Below are 18,119 nucleotides of genomic sequence, written 5' to 3' on the forward strand. Positions count from 1 at the left end.
TTTACATTTTTTAAAATGCATAAGAGCCACTAACAATCATAGATTGTAAGTGGCTCTAAAATGTCAGATATATAAATTTTTTAAATTGAATTTAAGTAGTTTCGACCTTTCTCTTTATCATAAACGTTTTCCCATTTAGCAATAACAACTGTTGAGAGTGCATTACCAATAACATTAACACATGTACGTACCATATCTAATAAACGATCAACGCCAATAATTAAAGCAAGACCTTGTGCTGGTATGTTCATAGAACTTAATGTTGTTAATAAAACTACAATAGATACGCCCGGCACTCCAGCCATACCTTTTGAAGCAATCATAAGTGTGGCCATTAATACAAGTTGTTGAGTTAATGATAAATGCATATTATACATTTGAGCAACAAATAAAGCAGCTATAGATTGATATAAAGCTGAGCCATCTAAATTAAATGAATAACCGATAGGGATAACAAATGAAGTAACATCTTTTGGCGAACCAAAACGTTCCATTTTCTTCATCATAATCGGCAATACTGCTTCTGAACTTGAAGTAGAAAAGGCAAGTAACAATTCACTTTTAAGTATCTTCATGATTGAAAAAATACTTATTCCAACCATTCTTGCAACAATTCCTAACACTACGATAACAAAGAAAACCATAGCAAATACTACAACAACTAGTAATTTAAATAATGGAATTAATGCTGAAGCACCAAAAGTCATTACTGTCGTACAAATAAATGCAAATACTCCAATTGGAGCTAATTTTAAAATTTTATTGATCATCCAAAATACAGCTTCTAAAGTACCATTTAAGAATCCTTTAACGGGTTCTGCTTTTTCTCCTATCGCAGCTAATCCTAATCCAAAAAATACTGCGAAAAAGATAATCGGTAATAACTCACCTTTTGCCATAGATTCAAATAAATTCGTTGGCACAATATGAACTAATGTATCTATAAGATGATTACCATAAGTAGTCGCTTGTTCTGCTGAATGTGCAGATGATTGATATTTAGTAATATCGCCTTTAGGTAATTTATCTGGATCTAGACCTGAACCTGGTTTGAATAGATTACCAATGATAAGACCTAAACCTATGGCGATAGTTGTAATAATCTCGAAATAAAGGATTGCTTTCCATCCATAGCTTCCTACCTTTTTAGAATCCCCTAAATTTGAAATAGATAAGGCTAATGAACAAAATACAATCGGAATGATGATCATCTTAATTAAATTTAAGAATACATCACCAAATGGCTTAATATAATTTGCAACATCATCTTGTCCATATAGTAATAGACCAGCGATGACACCGAGTACCAAAGCAATAATTACTTGCGTTGGTAGACTTATTTTTTTCTTGAATAGAGCCATTATGCAAACTCCCCTTCATCTGACATCACTTAATTATATCAGATAACATCAAAATAGCTATATAATTTTTTCCACTAGAAATATATGCATGTTGCATTTCTTCCTATTAAAAACGCCAATAAAAAACACACAGCTCTATGTTTAAATAAAACTGTGTGTTAATCCTTTATTTAGAAGGTTTATATTTTTGATCAAAATCACTATGTTTTGCTTTTTTAATACTTTTCTTCGTTTCGCTATCAAAACCTTCAATGAATATTCCTTTTGAAGTACTGATAGGTTGAATCACATATGTCACGTTAGGTTCATCTTTGAAAACGACTTCTTTATAGTATAGTCCCTTTTTAGTGCTATATGATGTTTTGTCTTTTTTCACTTTATCATTAAGATGATGGTCGCTCATATAGCTATCAATCAGTTCAAGATTTTTATGACCTTGATAAGCCTTGAGTCCGAAGAAAAATGCAATTGCTAATATTAGAGAGATAATCAAAATAATGATTACCTTAAAAATAACTTGTTTCTTACTCATTATTATAGAAACTCCTTTTATCTTATCACACACAATTATAGACGATTAATTCGTATAGAAAAGAAAGATTTAGTTAAATTGTAACAAAATGTTCGTTTGTAAATGTGAAAATTTTAAGAAGTTTTATAAAAATTCCCTTACATCATCAATCGGAAGTCTCACTGAATCGTGTGCATCTTGTGCTTTTTTACCTATAGCAATCGCTAAAACTGGCACATATCTGTCAGAATCATAACCGATAATATCCGCAATATTTTCTTTATCGAAACCACCAATAGGGTTTGTATCGTAACCGTGAGCTTTTGCTGTAAGCATTAATTGCATTGCCATTAAACTACTATCTATATTCACAATATCTTTCATGCCTTCTCTAGATAAGTTTTTATAATAAGGTAATATCCAATCTAACAGTTGTGCTTTGATATCTTCCGTCATCAATTGTTGTTCTACAGCATCGCCATAAATCTGTTCAGCTTTTTCGTAGTTTTGTAAATCTCCAAAAATAATTAACATAGCTGAGGATGTAGTTAACTGTCTGGAATTGAATCCAAATGATTCTTTAACTTTTTCTTTCATTTCATCACTTTCTACAACAGCAATTCTCCATGGTTGCATATTAACCGATGAAGGTGCTTGTGTTGCTTTAGTAATGATTTCATCCATTTCTTCTCGAGAAATTTTATAATTCTCGTCAAAAACCTTTACTGATTTTCTACTGTTAAGCACTTCGTTAAAGTCATTGATACGTGTCAATTTTCACACCCCTCCAATTTTAAAAAAATTACTTTGTTATCAAATTAAACTCATTCAAATATTTGATAAATTTAATTTAAAACAATTTGAATTATAGTGATGAAATCAGTACTTGACAAGTGATACGCTTCATAATATTGTTACCTTAACAAGGAGTGATTAAATGTATGTAGAGAATAGTTATTTGAGCAAACAATTATGTTTTTTATTTTATGTTTCCTCTAAAGAAATCATCAAAAAATATACAGATTACCTAAAAGAGTATGGTCTTACATACACAGGTTATATTGTATTAATGGCGATAGAAGATGATGAGAAACTTAACATTAAAAAACTAGGCGAAAGAGTCTTCTTGGATTCTGGCACGCTAACACCATTATTAAAAAAATTAGAGAAAAAGAATTATGTCATTCGAACTCGTGAAGAACAAGATGAACGTAACCTTCAAATTTCTTTGACAGAACGTGGCAAGGATATTCAAAATGTTCTTTCTGATATTTCACAAAGTGTTTTTAATGAATTTAATATTACTCAAGAAGAAACCCAAAATTTAGTTGAAGACTTGCAAAATTTTGTAACGAAAAATTTTGATAAAACAGTGGAAAAGTGATACTTATAGAGACTAGAGACAAAAGTAAGCTTTTTAAATACAACAAAACTTTCAACTTTAGCAATAGCGACACAATTTAATAGTAATAGTATGTCTAAAGTAAGCTTTTGTCTTATTCTCTCGTACAGTCAGTATATTTTTTTACACCTAATTCCTACTAAACTTATCTAAATACCTCTTTTTTACAAGTTACATCACTTTATTTATACGTTATCAATTACAAACATTGTAGAGATCACTAGTGAATGATTATAGATAATTTAATAATTATCCATTTTAACATCTGAAAATGTAAATTAAGTTGGTATTTAAATAGACTATCAAGATGTAGTGTTGTTTGTTTCGCTTCATATAAAGGAGGTTGAAATAAGCAATTGTATAGCTATTTTGATGGAAGTAGAGTGTTTGATTGTAAAAGCAGTTATTCACATATATAACAACGTGGAATTATGTTAAAACATTAAGATATACGTATATTTTTTTTAAATAATTTTTCAACTGCCAATGTTTTAAAAAGATGATTGTTTCATAATTCATTGACAGTCTTTGATTTAGTATATGTATGAAAACTGACTGCTAGTTATTTCATTCTAATGAAACGAAAATAGCAAAATTTTTTGAATCATTTATTTTGATATCAAACAAAAATGTGCCCTAATTTGAACAAACTTTAATGCTCACCTTAGGACACAATTTTTATTTATATACGAACAGCTTTTTCTTTTTTATTTAAATGAATCATTGTAATAAGAGCAATTACACCAAATATAGCTAAGAAGAAGAAAGCGAGATGACTTGAACCAGTGATACTCGTCACAAAAGTAATCACTAGTGGTGGGAAGAAACCACCTAGTCCCCCCATCATGGATACAATACCATTCGCTGAACCTGCTTCTTTAGAAAAGTATGAAGGTACTAATTTAAATATTAAACCATTACCTATACCCGCACAGATACTAATTGCTAAACAGCCTATTGTAAACAGAACAATATGACTAGATAAGCTTAAAATAAGTGCACCAATAATCATTATCACGAAGTCGATGATAAGCGCTTGTACTGCATTAAATTTATCACCTATAACTCCGCCAACGGGTCTCAGGAACGTCGCTAGTGCTATAAATATACCTGAACGAATACCCGCATCAACTTTATCAATACTAAAATGATCAACTAGGAAGTTCGGTAAAAAAATCCCAAAAGCCACAAAAGCTCCAAAAGTAATAAAATACCACAAACTTAAATAATACAACTTATAATTCTTAGATAGGTCTTTGACTTGAGCCATCAAAGGAATCTTCACTTTTGGCTCATTTTTATCCCCTAAAAGAAACATTAAAATTGCAAATATACTAAGAATAATTAAATAACTACGAACTGTATTTTGCCACCCAATTGCACCTGCTAACACTGGGGCACAAAATGAGGATACTGCAGTACCAATATTACCTACACCATATATACCATTTGCTAAACCAACTTTGTCTTTTGAAAAGTATTTGGGTACAGAAGTAACACCCACTGAAAAAATTGCGCCACCAATTCCTAGAAAGAATCCTGATAGCATTAGCATACCGGGTGATTGAGCTTGACCTAAAAGAAAAATTGGAAGTAATAATACAATAAAACTCCAGAAAAACACCCATTTAGCTCCTACAATATTAGTTAAGTACCCAAATGGCACACGTAGTACAGAACCTAAAATAACAGGAATAGCTAAAATGACAGATATTTGTCCCGGAGAAATATCAACATCTTGTGAAATAAATGGCATTAATGGAGAAATGATACTCCATGCCATAAAACCAGCGACCAAACTCAATGTCTGTAACGTAAGCTGAGAAACACCCTTTTTCATGTTCATTTTGATTCACCTTCATCTGATTTAATTATAAGGTGTATTGGTACTTTGTGAGGGCTTAATAAGAGGTCAAAATTAATCATATAAAACAAAATTATAAACAAAGTACCAATCACAAATACATTTTAATATGTTTGTGAAATTATGAACATAAGGATATCCCCTGATTCTACTTTTATTTTTCCCTATATAAAGCTACAAAAAAAGGACTACTTAACCATAGACTAAGTAAGCCCTAATAATCAATCATGATATACTTAAAATTCTAATAATTTTTTCTTTAAGGCATATTCAACTAATTCAGGTTTACTCTTTAAATTTAGTTTCGTCATAATATGCGTTTTATGTGCTTCTACCGTTTTCACTGATACAAACAACTTTTCTGCAATATCTTTATTGCCATAGCCTTTAGCTATAAGAGGTAATATTTCTAACTCTCGTTTCGATAAAATTTTAAATGGATCTGAAGAGGATGATACTTCATCCGTTTGAGATTGATTGACAAACTCATTGACTAAAGACGTCGTCAATTTCATATCAACATAAGTTTCACCTTGATATACTGTACGTACGGCCAATATTAATTGCTCATCAGGTGAATTCTTTAAAATATATCCTTTAGCACCACTTTTTAACACATGAAATAAATATTCTTCGTCATCAAACATCGTAAGTATTAAAATTTTAGTTTCAGGAAAACTTTCAGAAATTTTACTGGTTGCGATTAAGCCAGACTCTCCTGGTGGCATGCTCAAATCTAATATTAAAACATCTGGTTGATGTTCTAACACTTTTTGGTAAGCTTCAACCCCGTCGGCTGCAGTTGCAACAACTTCCATATCTTCTTGATAATTTAATATCATTGAAAATCCTGTCCTAACAACTGCATGGTCATCCGCTATAACTATTTTCACTTCAATTCCCCCAACTTACATCATCAACTTAAATCGGTATATCTAATGTAATTATAGTACCTCTATTAATATGTGTCTCTATATTAACGTGACCGTTAACTAAATCTGCACGTTCTCTCATCCCGTACAATCCAAGTCCAGAGCCTTTAGGGTGATGATCTAAACTAAACCCTTTACCTCGATCCACTACTTCTGCTACAAGCTGCTTACCATCACTATGCGTACTTACCTCAATTTCATTAACCCCAGCATATTTTAGAGCATTAAATACCCCCTCTTGAACTACACGATACACAACTGTTTCGATTTCACTATCAAAACGCATGCCTTTAATATTCGAATCATATTTAATATGCATACCATAATTTTCTTCAAACTGTTTAAAATATGATTTAAAAGCTGCTTCAATACCTAAGTCATCGAGAGAAGAAGGTCGTAATTCAACAGACATATTTCTAATATCATCAATAAGCTGTGATAATAGTCCTTCTATACGTTGAGATGTTTCAGCTAACACCTTATCCTTGTGCTTATACTTCAAAAGCCTTAGTTCAACATCTATATTAAGCATATCCTGTATTACACTATCATGTAATTCTCTAGAAATACGCTTCCGTTCATTTTCTTGTGCTTGAATTGAACGATGTAACATTTTTTGTTGATACATCTTTTCTTGCCTTTCAATCTGGGGCGCCACATTCTGTAATGTAAATGCACTAATACCTCTTTGTTCATCAATATTTTGATACATAGCTGTAAAAGGCTTAATTTCGTTATCTTTTGTCTTCATAAATACTTGGAAATTTGAATGTTGTAATTGCGTTGTTTCTAAAAAACAATCTTTACACGATTGTACATCATATTCATTAGAGTATCCTTCACATCGATGACAAATCGCATTTGTCATAGCATTATAATTATCTTCTTCAGTTAAAATATCTTTTGCTGCGTCATTCATAGCAATAATTTTTCCATACCTATTAACAAATACAATTTTCTCGTTCGTGGTTTCATAATAATTCTTAAGTAATTGCTCTAAACTTAAATCAGTTTGCTCCAACATATTTACCACCTAGTTTATTTCTGTAAAAATACCGATTTGTTTTTCAATATTAAGTTGGTCCAATGACTGAGGTAACGGCTGATGATTTCTTTGACCTAATAGTAAAACGCCATACATTGAATTTTCTAACCATAAAGGTACTGCAACTACAGCTGTCAATGACTCACTAAGAATGATTGGAAATTTAACTTTCTCTTTTGGAGATAAAGCTGTATCTACATCAGCAATAACCATACGTTTACCGGTTTTCATCACCATTCCAGCAAGCCCTCTACCCTTTCTCAAAATGATAAGTTTATATCTATCATTTGTATTACCTGAAACATATTGCCATTTAATTGGTGATGAAGTGTGATGATAATCATATAAAGCGATACCACCAAAATCATAACCCTCTTGCGCTCTCAACTTATCTAAATTCATTTGTAAATGTTGATTATGTTTTAAAGATTCTGGTTCCACACTTTCACCTCATAATAAATTAAATTTTGTTTTTGCGATAAACAATGTATCTTCTATTCATATAAGACAGTGGTACACTCCAAACATGTACTAAACGAGTAAATGGCCAACACGCAAATACTGTAAACCCTAATAATATGTGCAGTTTAAACGACCAAGGCACGTTTAACATTAAGTCAGCATTTGGAGAAAACATGAATAAATGTCTAAACCATATCGCAATGGTTTGACGATAATCAAATTCAGGTTGAATCGCATTGGTTACAAGCGTAGAATAACAACCCATTATTAAAATAATCAACAAAACGAGATTCACGAATATATCTGAAAATGAACTTAATCGTCTAACATTTTTGATGGATAGTCGTCTTAAAGTTAGCAACAACATTCCTATTAATGTTATTATACCAAAAACACTACCTATATAAACTGCACCTATATGATAGATATGATTATTTACACCTATCGCCTCTAACCAATTAGCGGGAATCAATAATCCCACAACATGACCAAAGAACACCGGAATAATACCTAAATGAAAAAGTAAACTTCCCCATTTTAATTGTTTCTTTTCAATCATTTCACTCGACTTTGCTGTCCATGAAAATTGATCGTATTTATATCTTGCGATATGTCCAATAACAAATATTGCTAAACATAAATATGGATAAATAACCCATACAAATTGATTAAGCATGATTTTCCACCTCTTTCAAAGGCATGATACACGCTTTTAACGTTTTTCTTAATGCACTGACAACATATGCATAGGGATTATTGTTTTCAGCTAGGGTATTTGCCATTTCATACGTACCATCTTCAATAATCATAATGACAAGTTGAAGGTTTTCCTGTGCTCGACTATCATTTTTAAAATCAGCAACTTGCAAAAACTGTAGCATCAATGGGAGAAAATCAGATAATTCATTATCAACCATTTTTAGTCCAAACATTTCGTATAAAACCTTTAATTTAGCTAGCATTTGACCACGTTCCTTTTGCGTGTCAAATTTATTAAATGTCATATAGAGTGGGTGTTTTTTACTAAAATCAAATGTATCTGTATAGATAGCTTTAATTTCTGACAAAGTATAATTCATCATGACTTCTCTATATGCAAGCAAATCTTCGTAGCCGGGATGAGACTTAGAAATGGTTTCTTCAAATATTTTTGGGTGAAATGTCATTTTTTCTGGAAAATTCATTTGTTGACCAAGATAGCCTAAGCTATCTTGGTATAGACTTAATTGTTCAAGGTTAATCACGGAAGATCCCTCCATAGAAATTTTCATTATAAATTTCTTGTCCAGTTTTACCTGATTGAACTGCAACACCACAACCTTCACAATTAGAGCCAAAGTACTCTCCACCATAACCTTGACTTCCTTGCGCTTTATAAGTATCTAAATATGTTTCTTTATGAGAAGAAGGTACAACAAAACGATCTTCATATTTAGCAATACCTAGTAAGCGATACATTTCAGTCATCTGTCTTTCAGTAAGTCCTAATCGTTCTAATTTAGATGTATCGAAAGGTTGGTTTGTTATTTTAGAACGCATATAACTTCGCATCATGGCCATTTTTTGCAAGCCCTCTTTAACAGGTTCTGTGTCGCCAGCAGTTAATAAATTTGCTAAGTATTGAATAGGTAAACGCATTTCCTCAATAGCTGGGAATATCATATCTGGATTTTGACCTGCATTTTCACCTTCGAAATAACTCATAATAGGACTTAAAGGTGGACAATACCACACCATTGGCATAGTTCTAAATTCAGGATGCAATGGAAAGGCCATTTTATATTCTATTGCCAATTTATACACTGGTGAGTTTTGAGCTGCTGTAATCCATTCTTGATTTATTCCATCTTTTTCAGCTTGAGCAATGACTTCCTCATCAAATGGATCAAGGAATAGGTCTAATTGTTTTTCGTATAAGTCTTTTTCATCTTTAGCTGAAGCCGCTTCTTGAACACGATCTGCGTCATATAATAAAACACCTAAATATCTCATACGTCCTGTACAAGTTTCTGAACATACGGTTGGCATACCAGCTTCGATTCGTGGGAAACAAAATGTACATTTTTCAGCTTTATTCGTTTTCCAGTTAAAATATACTTTTTTATACGGACATCCAGTCATACAGTATCTCCAACCTCGACAGGCTTCTTGATCGACGAGAACAATACCATCCTCATCTCGTTTATACATAGCTCCTGATGGACAGGATGCTACGCAACTTGGATTCAAACAGTGTTCACATAGTCTTGGTAAATACATCATAAATGTCTCATCGAATTGAAATTTAATATCTTCTTCTATTTTCTGAATATTTGGATCCTCTGGTCCTGTAATGTGGCCTCCAGCTAAATCATCTTCCCAGTTTGGTCCCCATTTAAGATTCAATCTATCACCTGAAATTAAAGAGTGTGCTGTCGCCACGGGAGAGTGTTGTCCTTGTTTGGCATTGGTTAAATGTTCATAGTTATATGTCCACGGTTCATAATAATCTTGAATGAGTGGCATGTCAGGATTATAGAAGATTTTACCTAAAGCAATTTTTGACCATCTATTACCAGATTTTAATTCAAGCTTTCCTTTTTTATTTAGCACCCAACCACCTTTATATTGTCCTTGGTCTTCCCATCTTTTTGGATATCCTACGCCCGGTTTCGTTTCTACGTTATTAAACCACATATACTCTGCACCAGGTCGATTTGTCCATGTGTTTTTACATGTCACACTGCAAGTATGACAACCAATACATTTGTCTAGATTCAATACCATTGCAACTTGCGCTTTAATCTTCAAGCCAATTGACCTCCTTCATTTTTCTAACAGCTACATACTCATCTCTTTGATTTCCAATTGGTCCATAATAGTTAAAGTGATAACTAATTTGTGCATATCCTCCTACTAATTGAGTAGGTTTCAAGTGAATACGAGTAGGTGCATTATGAGAACCTCCACGAGTATCAGTAATTTCAGAACCAGGTGTCTCTATGTGTTTATCTTGTGCATGATACATAAACATTGTGCCTCTAGGCATACGATGAGATGTTACAGCTCTGGCAGTAACAACTCCGTTTCTGTTGTATACTTCTAACCAGTCGTTATCATTAATGCCATGGTCAGCTGCGTCTTCATTTGAAATCCATACAACCGGCCCACCTCTAAACAATGTCAACATGCGTTCATTATCTTGATAAGTTGAATGAATGTTCCATTTTCCATGAGGTGTAAGGTATCGAAGCACTAATGTATCTTGTCCACCTTTAACTTTTTTATCACGAGCACCAAATACCATTGGAGGTAAAGTAGGTTTATATACCGGTAAACTTTCTCCAAATTGTTGGAATACCTCATGATCTATATAATAACTTTGACGTCCAGTTAGCGTTCTAAATGGCACTAAACGTTCCACATTAGTTGTAAACGGTGAGTAGCGTCTTCCATCTTTATTAGAGCCAGGGAATACTGCAGTTGGAATCACTTCTCTTGGCTGAGAAGTAATGTTTAAAAATGATATCTTTTCAGAAGCACGTTCTTTAGAAATATCTTTAAGTTCCATACCTGTTTGATTTTCTAAATCTTCATATGACTTTTGTGATAATTTGCCGTTTGTAGCAGAGGATATATTCAAAATGACATCTGCTACTTTTCTCGCTGTATCTATTCTCGGTCTATCATTTTTAACTGAAGTAGTATTATCATCATTCCAAGTTCCAACCATACTTTTAAGTTCTTCGTACTCTTCACTAACGCTATAACTCACCCCATGGGCACCTATTTTTCCTTTTTCTAGTTTTGGACCAACAGTAACGAATTTATCGTAAATTTGTGTATAGTCTCGCTCTACTATAGAAAAATTAGGCATTGTTTTACCTGGTACACCTTCAATTTCGCCCTTAGACCAATCTTTTACAATACCGTATTCAGTTGAAATTTCTTGTTTAGAATCATGTCCTAATGGCGTAGTTACGACATCTTTAAATTTACCTGGAAGATAATCTTTGGCCATTTCTGAAACAGCTTTACTTAGAGTTTTATAAATATCCCAGTCCGAACGCGATTCCCATAATGGGTCGATCGCTGGATTAAATGGATGAATAAATGGATGCATGTCTGTAGAAGATAAATCATGTTTTTCATACCAAGTTGCAGCAGGTAAAACGATATCTGAATATAATGGCGTTGCAGTCATTCTGAAATCAAGTGATACTAATAAATCAAGTTTCCCTTCTGTATCCTCGCGCCATTTAATTTCCTCTGGTTTATCATCTTCATTTGGCTCTGCCATTAAACCAGAGCGCGCACCTAACAAGTGCTTCATAAAGTATTCTTGTCCTTTAGCTGAACTAGAAATTAAATTAGATCTCCATACAAATAATGTTTTAGGATGGTTTTTTCTTAAATCTGGATCTTCTATCGCAAATTGTGTATCTTTATTTTTAACTGATTCAATCGCTTTTTGTAGGATAGCTTCATTTGAATCATCACCTTCATCTTTAGCTTCTTCTCCAAACAATAGACTGTTTTTATTAAACTGTGGATATGAAGGCAACCAACCCATACGAGCAGCCGTTACATTGTAATCAGCTGGATGTTGATGCTTAATATTTTCAGCTAATGGTGATTTCAATTTATCTACATTTGATTCTTCATACTTCCATTGATCTGTAGCGAAATAAAACCAACTTGTACCATTTTGTAAACGTGGAGGACCTTGCCAATCTTTAGCAAATGCAATAGTATTCCATCCTTCAATTGGTCGACATTTTTCTTGTCCAACATAGTGTGCCCAACCACCACCGTTAACACCTTGACAACCACATAATAGTACTAAGTTAAGTATTGAACGATAAATAGTATCCGAGTTAAACCAATGGTTGATACCAGCCCCCATAATAATCATTGAACGTCCACCAGTATCAATAGCATTTTGTGCAAATTCTTTTGCTACTTTCGTCACTAACTCTTTTTTGATACCTGTAATTTGTTCTTGCCAAGCGGGCGTATATTTAGAAGATGCGTCATCATATGATGTAGCTTCTAGTTCGTGTTCAAAACGTTGAACACCATATTGACTCGTCATTAAATCATAAACCGTAGCGATTTTAACTTTCTCTCCGTTAGCTAATTGAATAGTTCTCGTTGCAATAGGTCTCTCAAAGATGCCATCACCACTGCTATCAAAGTATGGAAATTGAATCGTTTCAACATGATAGTCACTTTCAGCCATTGATAACATTGGATCAATCGGTGTACCGTCCTCTGTTTCAAGTTTCAAATTCCATTTTTTACCTTCTTCCCAGCGTTGGCCCATTGTGCCATTAGGAACAAGTAATTGTTGACTCAATTTGTCTTGAATAACTGGCTTCCATTCATTATTTTCACCTGACATCCCTAAATCAGAAGCACGCAAGAATCTACCTGCTTTATAGCCATTCTCATCTTCATCTAACATAATGACAAAAAGCATATCAGAATATTGCTTAGCATAGTTAATAAACATATCATTCGGATGATTTTCATAATATTCCTGTAAAATAACATGTGTCATTGCTTGTGCAATCGCTGCATCTGTACCCGGATGTGGTGCAAGCCAATGATCGGCGAACTTAACATTCTCAGCATAATCAGGGGCTACTGAAATAACTTTCGCCCCTTTATATCTAACTTCAGTCATAAAATGTGCGTCAGGTGTACGTGTTAATGGAACGTTTGATCCCCACATCATAATGTATGAGGCATTGTACCAATCACTGGATTCTGGCACGTCTGTTTGCTCACCCCAAATTTGTGGAGATGCAGGTGGTAAATCGGCATACCAATCGTAAAAGCTTAACATTTCTCCACCTAACAAATTAATAAATCTTGCACCTGAAGCATAACTAATCATCGACATAGCAGGAATAGGAGTAAATCCAGCAATACGATCCGGTCCATCTTTTTTTATGGTATATAAAATTTGAGCTGCAATAATATCTGTGACATCTTTCCAATTTGCTCTGACGTGTCCACCTTTACCTCTTGCTTCTTTATATTGTTTGGCTTTTTCTTCATTTTCTACGATGGATGCCCATGCCGCAATTCGGTTTCCATTTTGTTCTTCAAGCGCTTCGGTCCATAAATCTAATAATTTACCTCTAATATAAGGATATTTAACTCTTAACGGACTATATTCATACCAAGAAAACGATGCACCTCTCGGACAACCTCTTGGCTCAAATTCTGGCATATCAGGTCCACAACTTGGATAATCAATTTGTTGATTTTCCCATGTAATTACGCCATTTTTGACAAATACTTTCCATGAACATGATCCAGTACAGTTAACACCATGCGTCGTTCTCACAACTTTGTCGTGACTCCATCTTTCTCTATACATCTTTTCCCATTCTCGACTTTTATGCTCTAATACCGACCAATTTCCATTAAACTTTTCTGTCGGCTTAAAGAAATTCAATCCAAATTTTCCCATTTTATTAATCCTCCCACCATACAAGTTTATATCCTTTATAAATGCATAGGTATTGTGTCTTATCTTTATTGTACATTTTTTCACAAAGCCATTATATTAGGGAATGTCCTAATTGATATTAGAGATTCCCTAAAAAATAAGGCCTACAAATTCATAATGAACTTGTAGACCCAAATGTTTTATACATATATTTTTTTAATACTTTTGTGTTTAATCATTTCGTTATACACGTTTTGTTGAGAAATGTGGTAGCTATGGTCAAAATCAATCAGACATTGGATTCCTTCATCATATAAAGTTTCAGCCTTTGCAATTGCACGCTTTTTATCTCCCTTGATTAAATATAGATTACCTTTGTCAATCTCATTATTATTCAACAAAGTACGATTAATGTCATCAAGTATATTACCTAAAATGCATATGCCTGGATGACCTTCTAGTTTTTGGGAAGCCAATTGTTCTTCAATTGTACTTAAATGACCTATAACAATCTTTTCATTATAGCAGGATGCATTAAACACTATTGCAATGGGGTAGTCTTCATTTGTATATGATTCAATTTGTTTAATAATTTGACCTAATCTTTTTACGCCCATATAAATAGCCAAAGTGCCACCATTAATCAAGTTCCTAATATCCGTATCGTGATTAACCGAATCTTTAAAATGACCAGTTGAGAAGGTCACACTCGGTGCGATAGAACGCATCGTTAATCCCATATTCATAGTTGCTACAGCAGCACTTGCTGATGTCACACCAGGGACAATCTCATAATGAATATGATGATTTTCTAATGTTTGTACTTCTTCTGTAATTCTACCAAAAATCGCAGGATCGCCCCCCTTTAGTCTCACCACACATCGATATTGTTTGGCTGCTTCAACAATTTTTTGATTAATCTCATCTTGTTGAATGTGTTTACAATAAGGTTTCTTTCCTACATTGATCACTTTTGTTTGAGAAGAAGCATACTGTAAGATGAAAGGATTCACGAGACGATCAAATAAAATCACGTCAGCTGCTCTAATTAACCGTTCAGCTTTTTTAGTTAGTAAGTTTGGATTGCCTGGTCCTGCACCGATTAGATAAACTGTGCCAGGATAAGTTATAGACATAAGTAAATATCTCCATCAATAACTTCTACTTCATATGTTTCTACGCATCCTGTATCAGGTTGTTGTACTTCTCCAGTCTTTAAAGCTATTTTTTGATCGTGTAACGGACAGTATACATAATCACCACTTACAGTCCCTTCAGACAACGGTCCTTCTTTATGCGGGCATATATTCCCAATGGCATATAAATCACCATTATCTGTGAGAAAAATACCTATTTCTTTTTCGTTTACAACGACTTTTTTGCCTATTTGAGGAATCATTTCATTCATTGTTGTAACCTTAACCTTTTCTTTAGCTTTCATTCTTACACCTTCTCAACTTCAAAGATTTTTTGTGCTTCTTTATTTTCAACAATAGCTTCCCATGGTTCATTCTCAACAGCTTTTTTGGCTTCCATAATTCTTAAATACAGTTCTTTTTGCTTTTCTTGATTTAATAAGATATTCTTGACATTTTCAAAGCCCATACGTTCTAACCATGGTGCTGTTCTTTCAGCGTAAATACCTGTTTCTCTGTAATATTGCATGAGGGCACCACATAATTGAATCACTTCATCTTCGGTTTCAACTGTCGTTAACAATTTACCTACAGTAACATCAGTACCACCATTACCTCCAATAAATATTTGGTAGCCGTTTTCAACAGATATGACACCAAAATCTTTAACACCAGACTCTACACAACTTCTCGGACAACCTGATACTCCCATTTTAAATTTATGAGGCGTATCAATATATTCAAATGTTTTTTCAAGTCTTATTCCTAGTCGAGTTGTGTATTGTGTACCAAAACGACAAAACTCTTTACCAACACAACTTTTAACAGAACGCGTCTTTTTACCATAAGCAGAAGCAGAACGCATTCCTAAATCTTTCCAAACTTGTGGTAATTCTTCTTTCTTCAATCCATATAAACCTACACGTTGCGAACCTGTTACTTTAACAAGTGGTACGTTATACTTTTTAGCAACTTCCCCTAATCGAATAAGTTGATCAGCATCTGTAACGCCACCGCGCATTTGAGGGATCACTGAGAAAGTACCATCATTTTGTATATTTGCATGATATCTTTCATTAGCGAAGCGAGAGTCTTTTTCATCTCGATGTTCAAAAGGATAAACCATATTTAAATAATAATTAATTGCTGGTCGACATTTAGGACAACCATCTTTATCTTTGAAATCAAGAACGTGTCGTACTTCTTTTGATGTTTTGAGATTTTTAGCTCTGATTTGAGTTACAATTTGGTCTCTTGTTAAATCAGTACATGGACAAATACCTGTTGGTTTTGCTGCAATAAAGTCGTCACCTAATGTATATTGTAATAACTCACCAATTTGACCTTTACACTTACCACATGAATTACCTGCTTTTGTTGCTTTAGTTACTTCATCTACAGACGTTAAGCCTTTAGTTGTTATAGCATTGACAATTGTTCCTTTATCAACACCATTACATCCACAAATCGTTTCATCATCAGACATATCAGCGATAGATGTCCCCGCATCTTCATCACCTTTATGCAATAAAGAAACAAGTGTATAATCTTCAAGCGTTTCATGTTTTTTCATCATATTATAAAATCGTGATCCATCATCAGTATCACCATACAAGACAGCACCAACGACTTGACCTTGACTTAAATACACTTTTTTGTAAATATTGTCGACACTATTAAAGATTTCTACACCATGGATATCTTCATCTTCAACAATTTGCCCTGCGCTATATAAATCGCAACCAGATACTTTAAGTGAAGTGAAAGTAGTAGATCCTTTATAACCTTTTGTTTCTTTACCAGTTAAATAATCTGCTAGCACTTTACCTTGTTCATAGAGTGGCGCCACCAAACCATAAACTTTCCCATCATGTTCGGCACATTCACCGACTGCATAAATATGAGAATCAGATGTTTGCATATAATCATTTACAACAATACCTCTATTGACATCTAATCCACTATCTTTAGCAACTTCAGTATAAGGTCTGATACCAACAGCCATGACTACTAAATCTGTTTCAATCACCTGACCGTCAGCTAATTTAATAGCTTCAACATCTTTATCACCAATGATTTCTTTAGAATTTGCTTGAAGTTCAATCTTCATACCTTGCTTTTCTAAATCTGCTTTAAGCATGTCTCCAGCTTTACGATCCAATTGCATTTCCATGAGCCAATCAGCTAAATGAAGAACTGTCACTTCCATTCCTTGATCTAGAAGTCCTCTAGCACATTCTAAGCCTAGAAGACCTCCACCAATGACAACTGCACGTTTTTTCGTTTGGGCAATTTCAATCATTTTATTTGTATCATCAATTGTTCGCCATCCAATGACACTGGGAAAATTTGAACCCGGTATAGGTAATACAAAAGCTTTTGATCCAGTAGCGAAAATACAAATGTCATACTCTACTTCAATACCTTTAGAAGTAGTAACTATTTTGTTTTCTTTATCAACTTTTTCCACTGGATCATTATTTATAAGTTCAATATTATTCTCTTGATACCAATCATAAGAATTCATAATCGTATCTTCGACGGTCATTTTCTTCTGTAAAATATTGGATAACATAATTCTGTTATAGTTCGGATAAGGTTCTTTTCCAATAATAGTAATATCAAATTGTGATTGTGAACGTTCTAAAATCTCTTCTATCGTTCTTAACCCTGCCATGCCGTTACCAATCATTACAAGTTTTTGTTTTGCCATACTTTAAATGCCCCTTTTATCAATATAAATTTTTAATACAAAACACAATGTAACTTTATAAAAGGTCAGAAATTTAATCATTTTGTATTTCTCTCTTCATGTTCATCTTATAACAAAACTTCAGTTTTTTGTGATGTAATTCACATTTAAAATGAAAATCGGGGATTTCCCTAATAGCATGGATATGGTTTTCTAGGATGGAATTGAGATCAAAATTAAAACATATATTATAAATTAATTTATAATATATG

Annotated in this window: 15 protein-coding genes; 1 reads left to right on the top strand and 14 read right to left on the bottom strand. The window is 33.4% G+C overall.

The annotated features are described in order from the left end of the window. Window positions 1-80: 80 nt before the first annotated feature. From HMPREF2663_RS09100 to HMPREF2663_RS09110, 3 genes are all read right to left on the bottom strand, one after another. Complete coding sequence (locus HMPREF2663_RS09100) at window positions 81-1,361, bottom strand: dicarboxylate/amino acid:cation symporter (protein WP_002475316.1); 1,281 nt, start codon at window positions 1,359-1,361, stop codon at window positions 81-83. Window positions 1,362-1,527: 166 nt separating this feature from the next. Beyond that, window positions 1,528-1,893: a DUF3139 domain-containing protein gene (locus HMPREF2663_RS09105; protein ID WP_070846281.1), complete on the bottom strand. Its 366-nt coding sequence runs from the start codon at window positions 1,891-1,893 to the stop codon at window positions 1,528-1,530. Window positions 1,894-2,016: 123 nt separating this feature from the next. Further along, window positions 2,017-2,646: a nitroreductase family protein gene (locus HMPREF2663_RS09110; protein ID WP_002475318.1), complete on the bottom strand. Its 630-nt coding sequence runs from the start codon at window positions 2,644-2,646 to the stop codon at window positions 2,017-2,019. Window positions 2,647-2,809: 163 nt separating this feature from the next. Here HMPREF2663_RS09110 and HMPREF2663_RS09115 point away from each other — a divergent pair, with 163 nt between their 5' ends. Continuing rightward, entirely contained in the window at window positions 2,810-3,256 is a 447-nt protein-coding gene (locus tag HMPREF2663_RS09115) for a MarR family winged helix-turn-helix transcriptional regulator (RefSeq protein ID WP_002438330.1), read from the top strand. 700 nt (window positions 3,257-3,956) lie between these two features. On the opposite strand, the gene HMPREF2663_RS09120 is transcribed toward HMPREF2663_RS09115, so the two are convergent. The 11 genes from HMPREF2663_RS09120 to nirB all read right to left on the bottom strand — a co-directional run bounded on the left by HMPREF2663_RS09120 (window position 3,957) and on the right by nirB (window position 17,868). Beyond that, the gene (locus HMPREF2663_RS09120; protein ID WP_001831433.1) at window positions 3,957-5,120 is read right to left on the bottom strand and encodes a nitrate/nitrite transporter; all 1,164 of its coding nucleotides are present in this window, start codon (window positions 5,118-5,120) and stop codon (window positions 3,957-3,959) included. A gap of 254 nt (window positions 5,121-5,374) precedes the next feature. Continuing rightward, on the bottom strand, window positions 5,375-6,031 hold the full coding sequence (gene nreC, locus HMPREF2663_RS09125) for a nitrate respiration regulation response regulator NreC (protein ID WP_002457306.1): 657 nt from the start codon (window positions 6,029-6,031) through the stop codon (window positions 5,375-5,377). Between the two features lie 28 nt (window positions 6,032-6,059). Further along, complete coding sequence (locus HMPREF2663_RS09130; RefSeq protein ID WP_002486782.1) at window positions 6,060-7,094, bottom strand: sensor histidine kinase; 1,035 nt, start codon at window positions 7,092-7,094, stop codon at window positions 6,060-6,062. Between the two features lie 9 nt (window positions 7,095-7,103). After that, window positions 7,104-7,556 (bottom strand): nitrate respiration regulation accessory nitrate sensor NreA, encoded by a 453-nt coding sequence (gene nreA, locus HMPREF2663_RS09135; RefSeq protein ID WP_070846284.1) that lies wholly within the window; start codon window positions 7,554-7,556, stop codon window positions 7,104-7,106. A 19-nt stretch (window positions 7,557-7,575) separates the two neighbouring features. Next, window positions 7,576-8,253, bottom strand: a complete 678-nt coding sequence (gene narI, locus HMPREF2663_RS09140; protein ID WP_002447199.1) for a respiratory nitrate reductase subunit gamma — start codon at window positions 8,251-8,253, stop codon at window positions 7,576-7,578. Beyond that, on the bottom strand, window positions 8,246-8,821 hold the full coding sequence (narJ, locus tag HMPREF2663_RS09145; RefSeq protein ID WP_001831411.1) for a nitrate reductase molybdenum cofactor assembly chaperone: 576 nt from the start codon (window positions 8,819-8,821) through the stop codon (window positions 8,246-8,248). Before narJ ends, narI begins: the two co-directional genes overlap by 8 nt. Next, the gene (gene narH, locus HMPREF2663_RS09150; RefSeq protein WP_002475317.1) at window positions 8,814-10,367 is read right to left on the bottom strand and encodes a nitrate reductase subunit beta; all 1,554 of its coding nucleotides are present in this window, start codon (window positions 10,365-10,367) and stop codon (window positions 8,814-8,816) included. The genes narJ and narH overlap by 8 nt, the downstream gene beginning before the upstream one ends. Beyond that, entirely contained in the window at window positions 10,357-14,040 is a 3,684-nt protein-coding gene (locus HMPREF2663_RS09155; RefSeq protein WP_070846286.1) for a nitrate reductase subunit alpha, read from the bottom strand. Before HMPREF2663_RS09155 ends, narH begins: the two co-directional genes overlap by 11 nt. A 179-nt stretch (window positions 14,041-14,219) precedes the next feature. After that, window positions 14,220-15,155, bottom strand: coding sequence for a uroporphyrinogen-III C-methyltransferase (gene cobA, locus HMPREF2663_RS09160; RefSeq protein ID WP_002490626.1), 936 nt, complete (start codon window positions 15,153-15,155; stop codon window positions 14,220-14,222). After that, on the bottom strand, window positions 15,146-15,460 hold the full coding sequence (gene nirD / locus HMPREF2663_RS09165; RefSeq protein WP_001831573.1) for a nitrite reductase small subunit NirD: 315 nt from the start codon (window positions 15,458-15,460) through the stop codon (window positions 15,146-15,148). Before nirD ends, cobA begins: the two co-directional genes overlap by 10 nt. A gap of 2 nt (window positions 15,461-15,462) precedes the next feature. Further along, a complete protein-coding gene (gene nirB / locus HMPREF2663_RS09170; RefSeq protein WP_070846288.1) occupies window positions 15,463-17,868 on the bottom strand; it encodes a nitrite reductase large subunit NirB in 2,406 nt (801 codons plus the stop codon). Window positions 17,869-18,119: the final 251 nt, after the last annotated feature.

It is taken from the genome of Staphylococcus sp. HMSC077D08 (assembly GCF_001837945.1).
Taxonomy (GTDB): domain Bacteria; phylum Bacillota; class Bacilli; order Staphylococcales; family Staphylococcaceae; genus Staphylococcus; species Staphylococcus epidermidis.

Excerpts from the sequence above, each read along its gene's own strand:
- HMPREF2663_RS09100 (WP_002475316.1), bottom strand. The coding sequence starts at position 1,361 with ATGGCTCTATTCAAGAAAAAAATAAGTCTACCAACGCAAGTAATTATT.
- HMPREF2663_RS09105 (WP_070846281.1), bottom strand. The coding sequence starts at position 1,893 with ATGAGTAAGAAACAAGTTATTTTTAAGGTAATCATTATTTTGATTATC.
- HMPREF2663_RS09115 (WP_002438330.1), top strand. The coding sequence starts at position 2,810 with ATGTATGTAGAGAATAGTTATTTGAGCAAACAATTATGTTTTTTATTT.
- HMPREF2663_RS09120 (WP_001831433.1), bottom strand. The coding sequence starts at position 5,120 with ATGAACATGAAAAAGGGTGTTTCTCAGCTTACGTTACAGACATTGAGT.
- HMPREF2663_RS09130 (WP_002486782.1), bottom strand. The coding sequence starts at position 7,094 with ATGTTGGAGCAAACTGATTTAAGTTTAGAGCAATTACTTAAGAATTAT.
- narI (WP_002447199.1), bottom strand. The coding sequence starts at position 8,253 with ATGCTTAATCAATTTGTATGGGTTATTTATCCATATTTATGTTTAGCA.
- HMPREF2663_RS09155 (WP_070846286.1), bottom strand. The coding sequence starts at position 14,040 with ATGGGAAAATTTGGATTGAATTTCTTTAAGCCGACAGAAAAGTTTAAT.
- cobA (WP_002490626.1), bottom strand. The coding sequence starts at position 15,155 with ATGTCTATAACTTATCCTGGCACAGTTTATCTAATCGGTGCAGGACCA.
- nirD (WP_001831573.1), bottom strand. The coding sequence starts at position 15,460 with ATGAAAGCTAAAGAAAAGGTTAAGGTTACAACAATGAATGAAATGATT.
- nirB (WP_070846288.1), bottom strand. The coding sequence starts at position 17,868 with ATGGCAAAACAAAAACTTGTAATGATTGGTAACGGCATGGCAGGGTTA.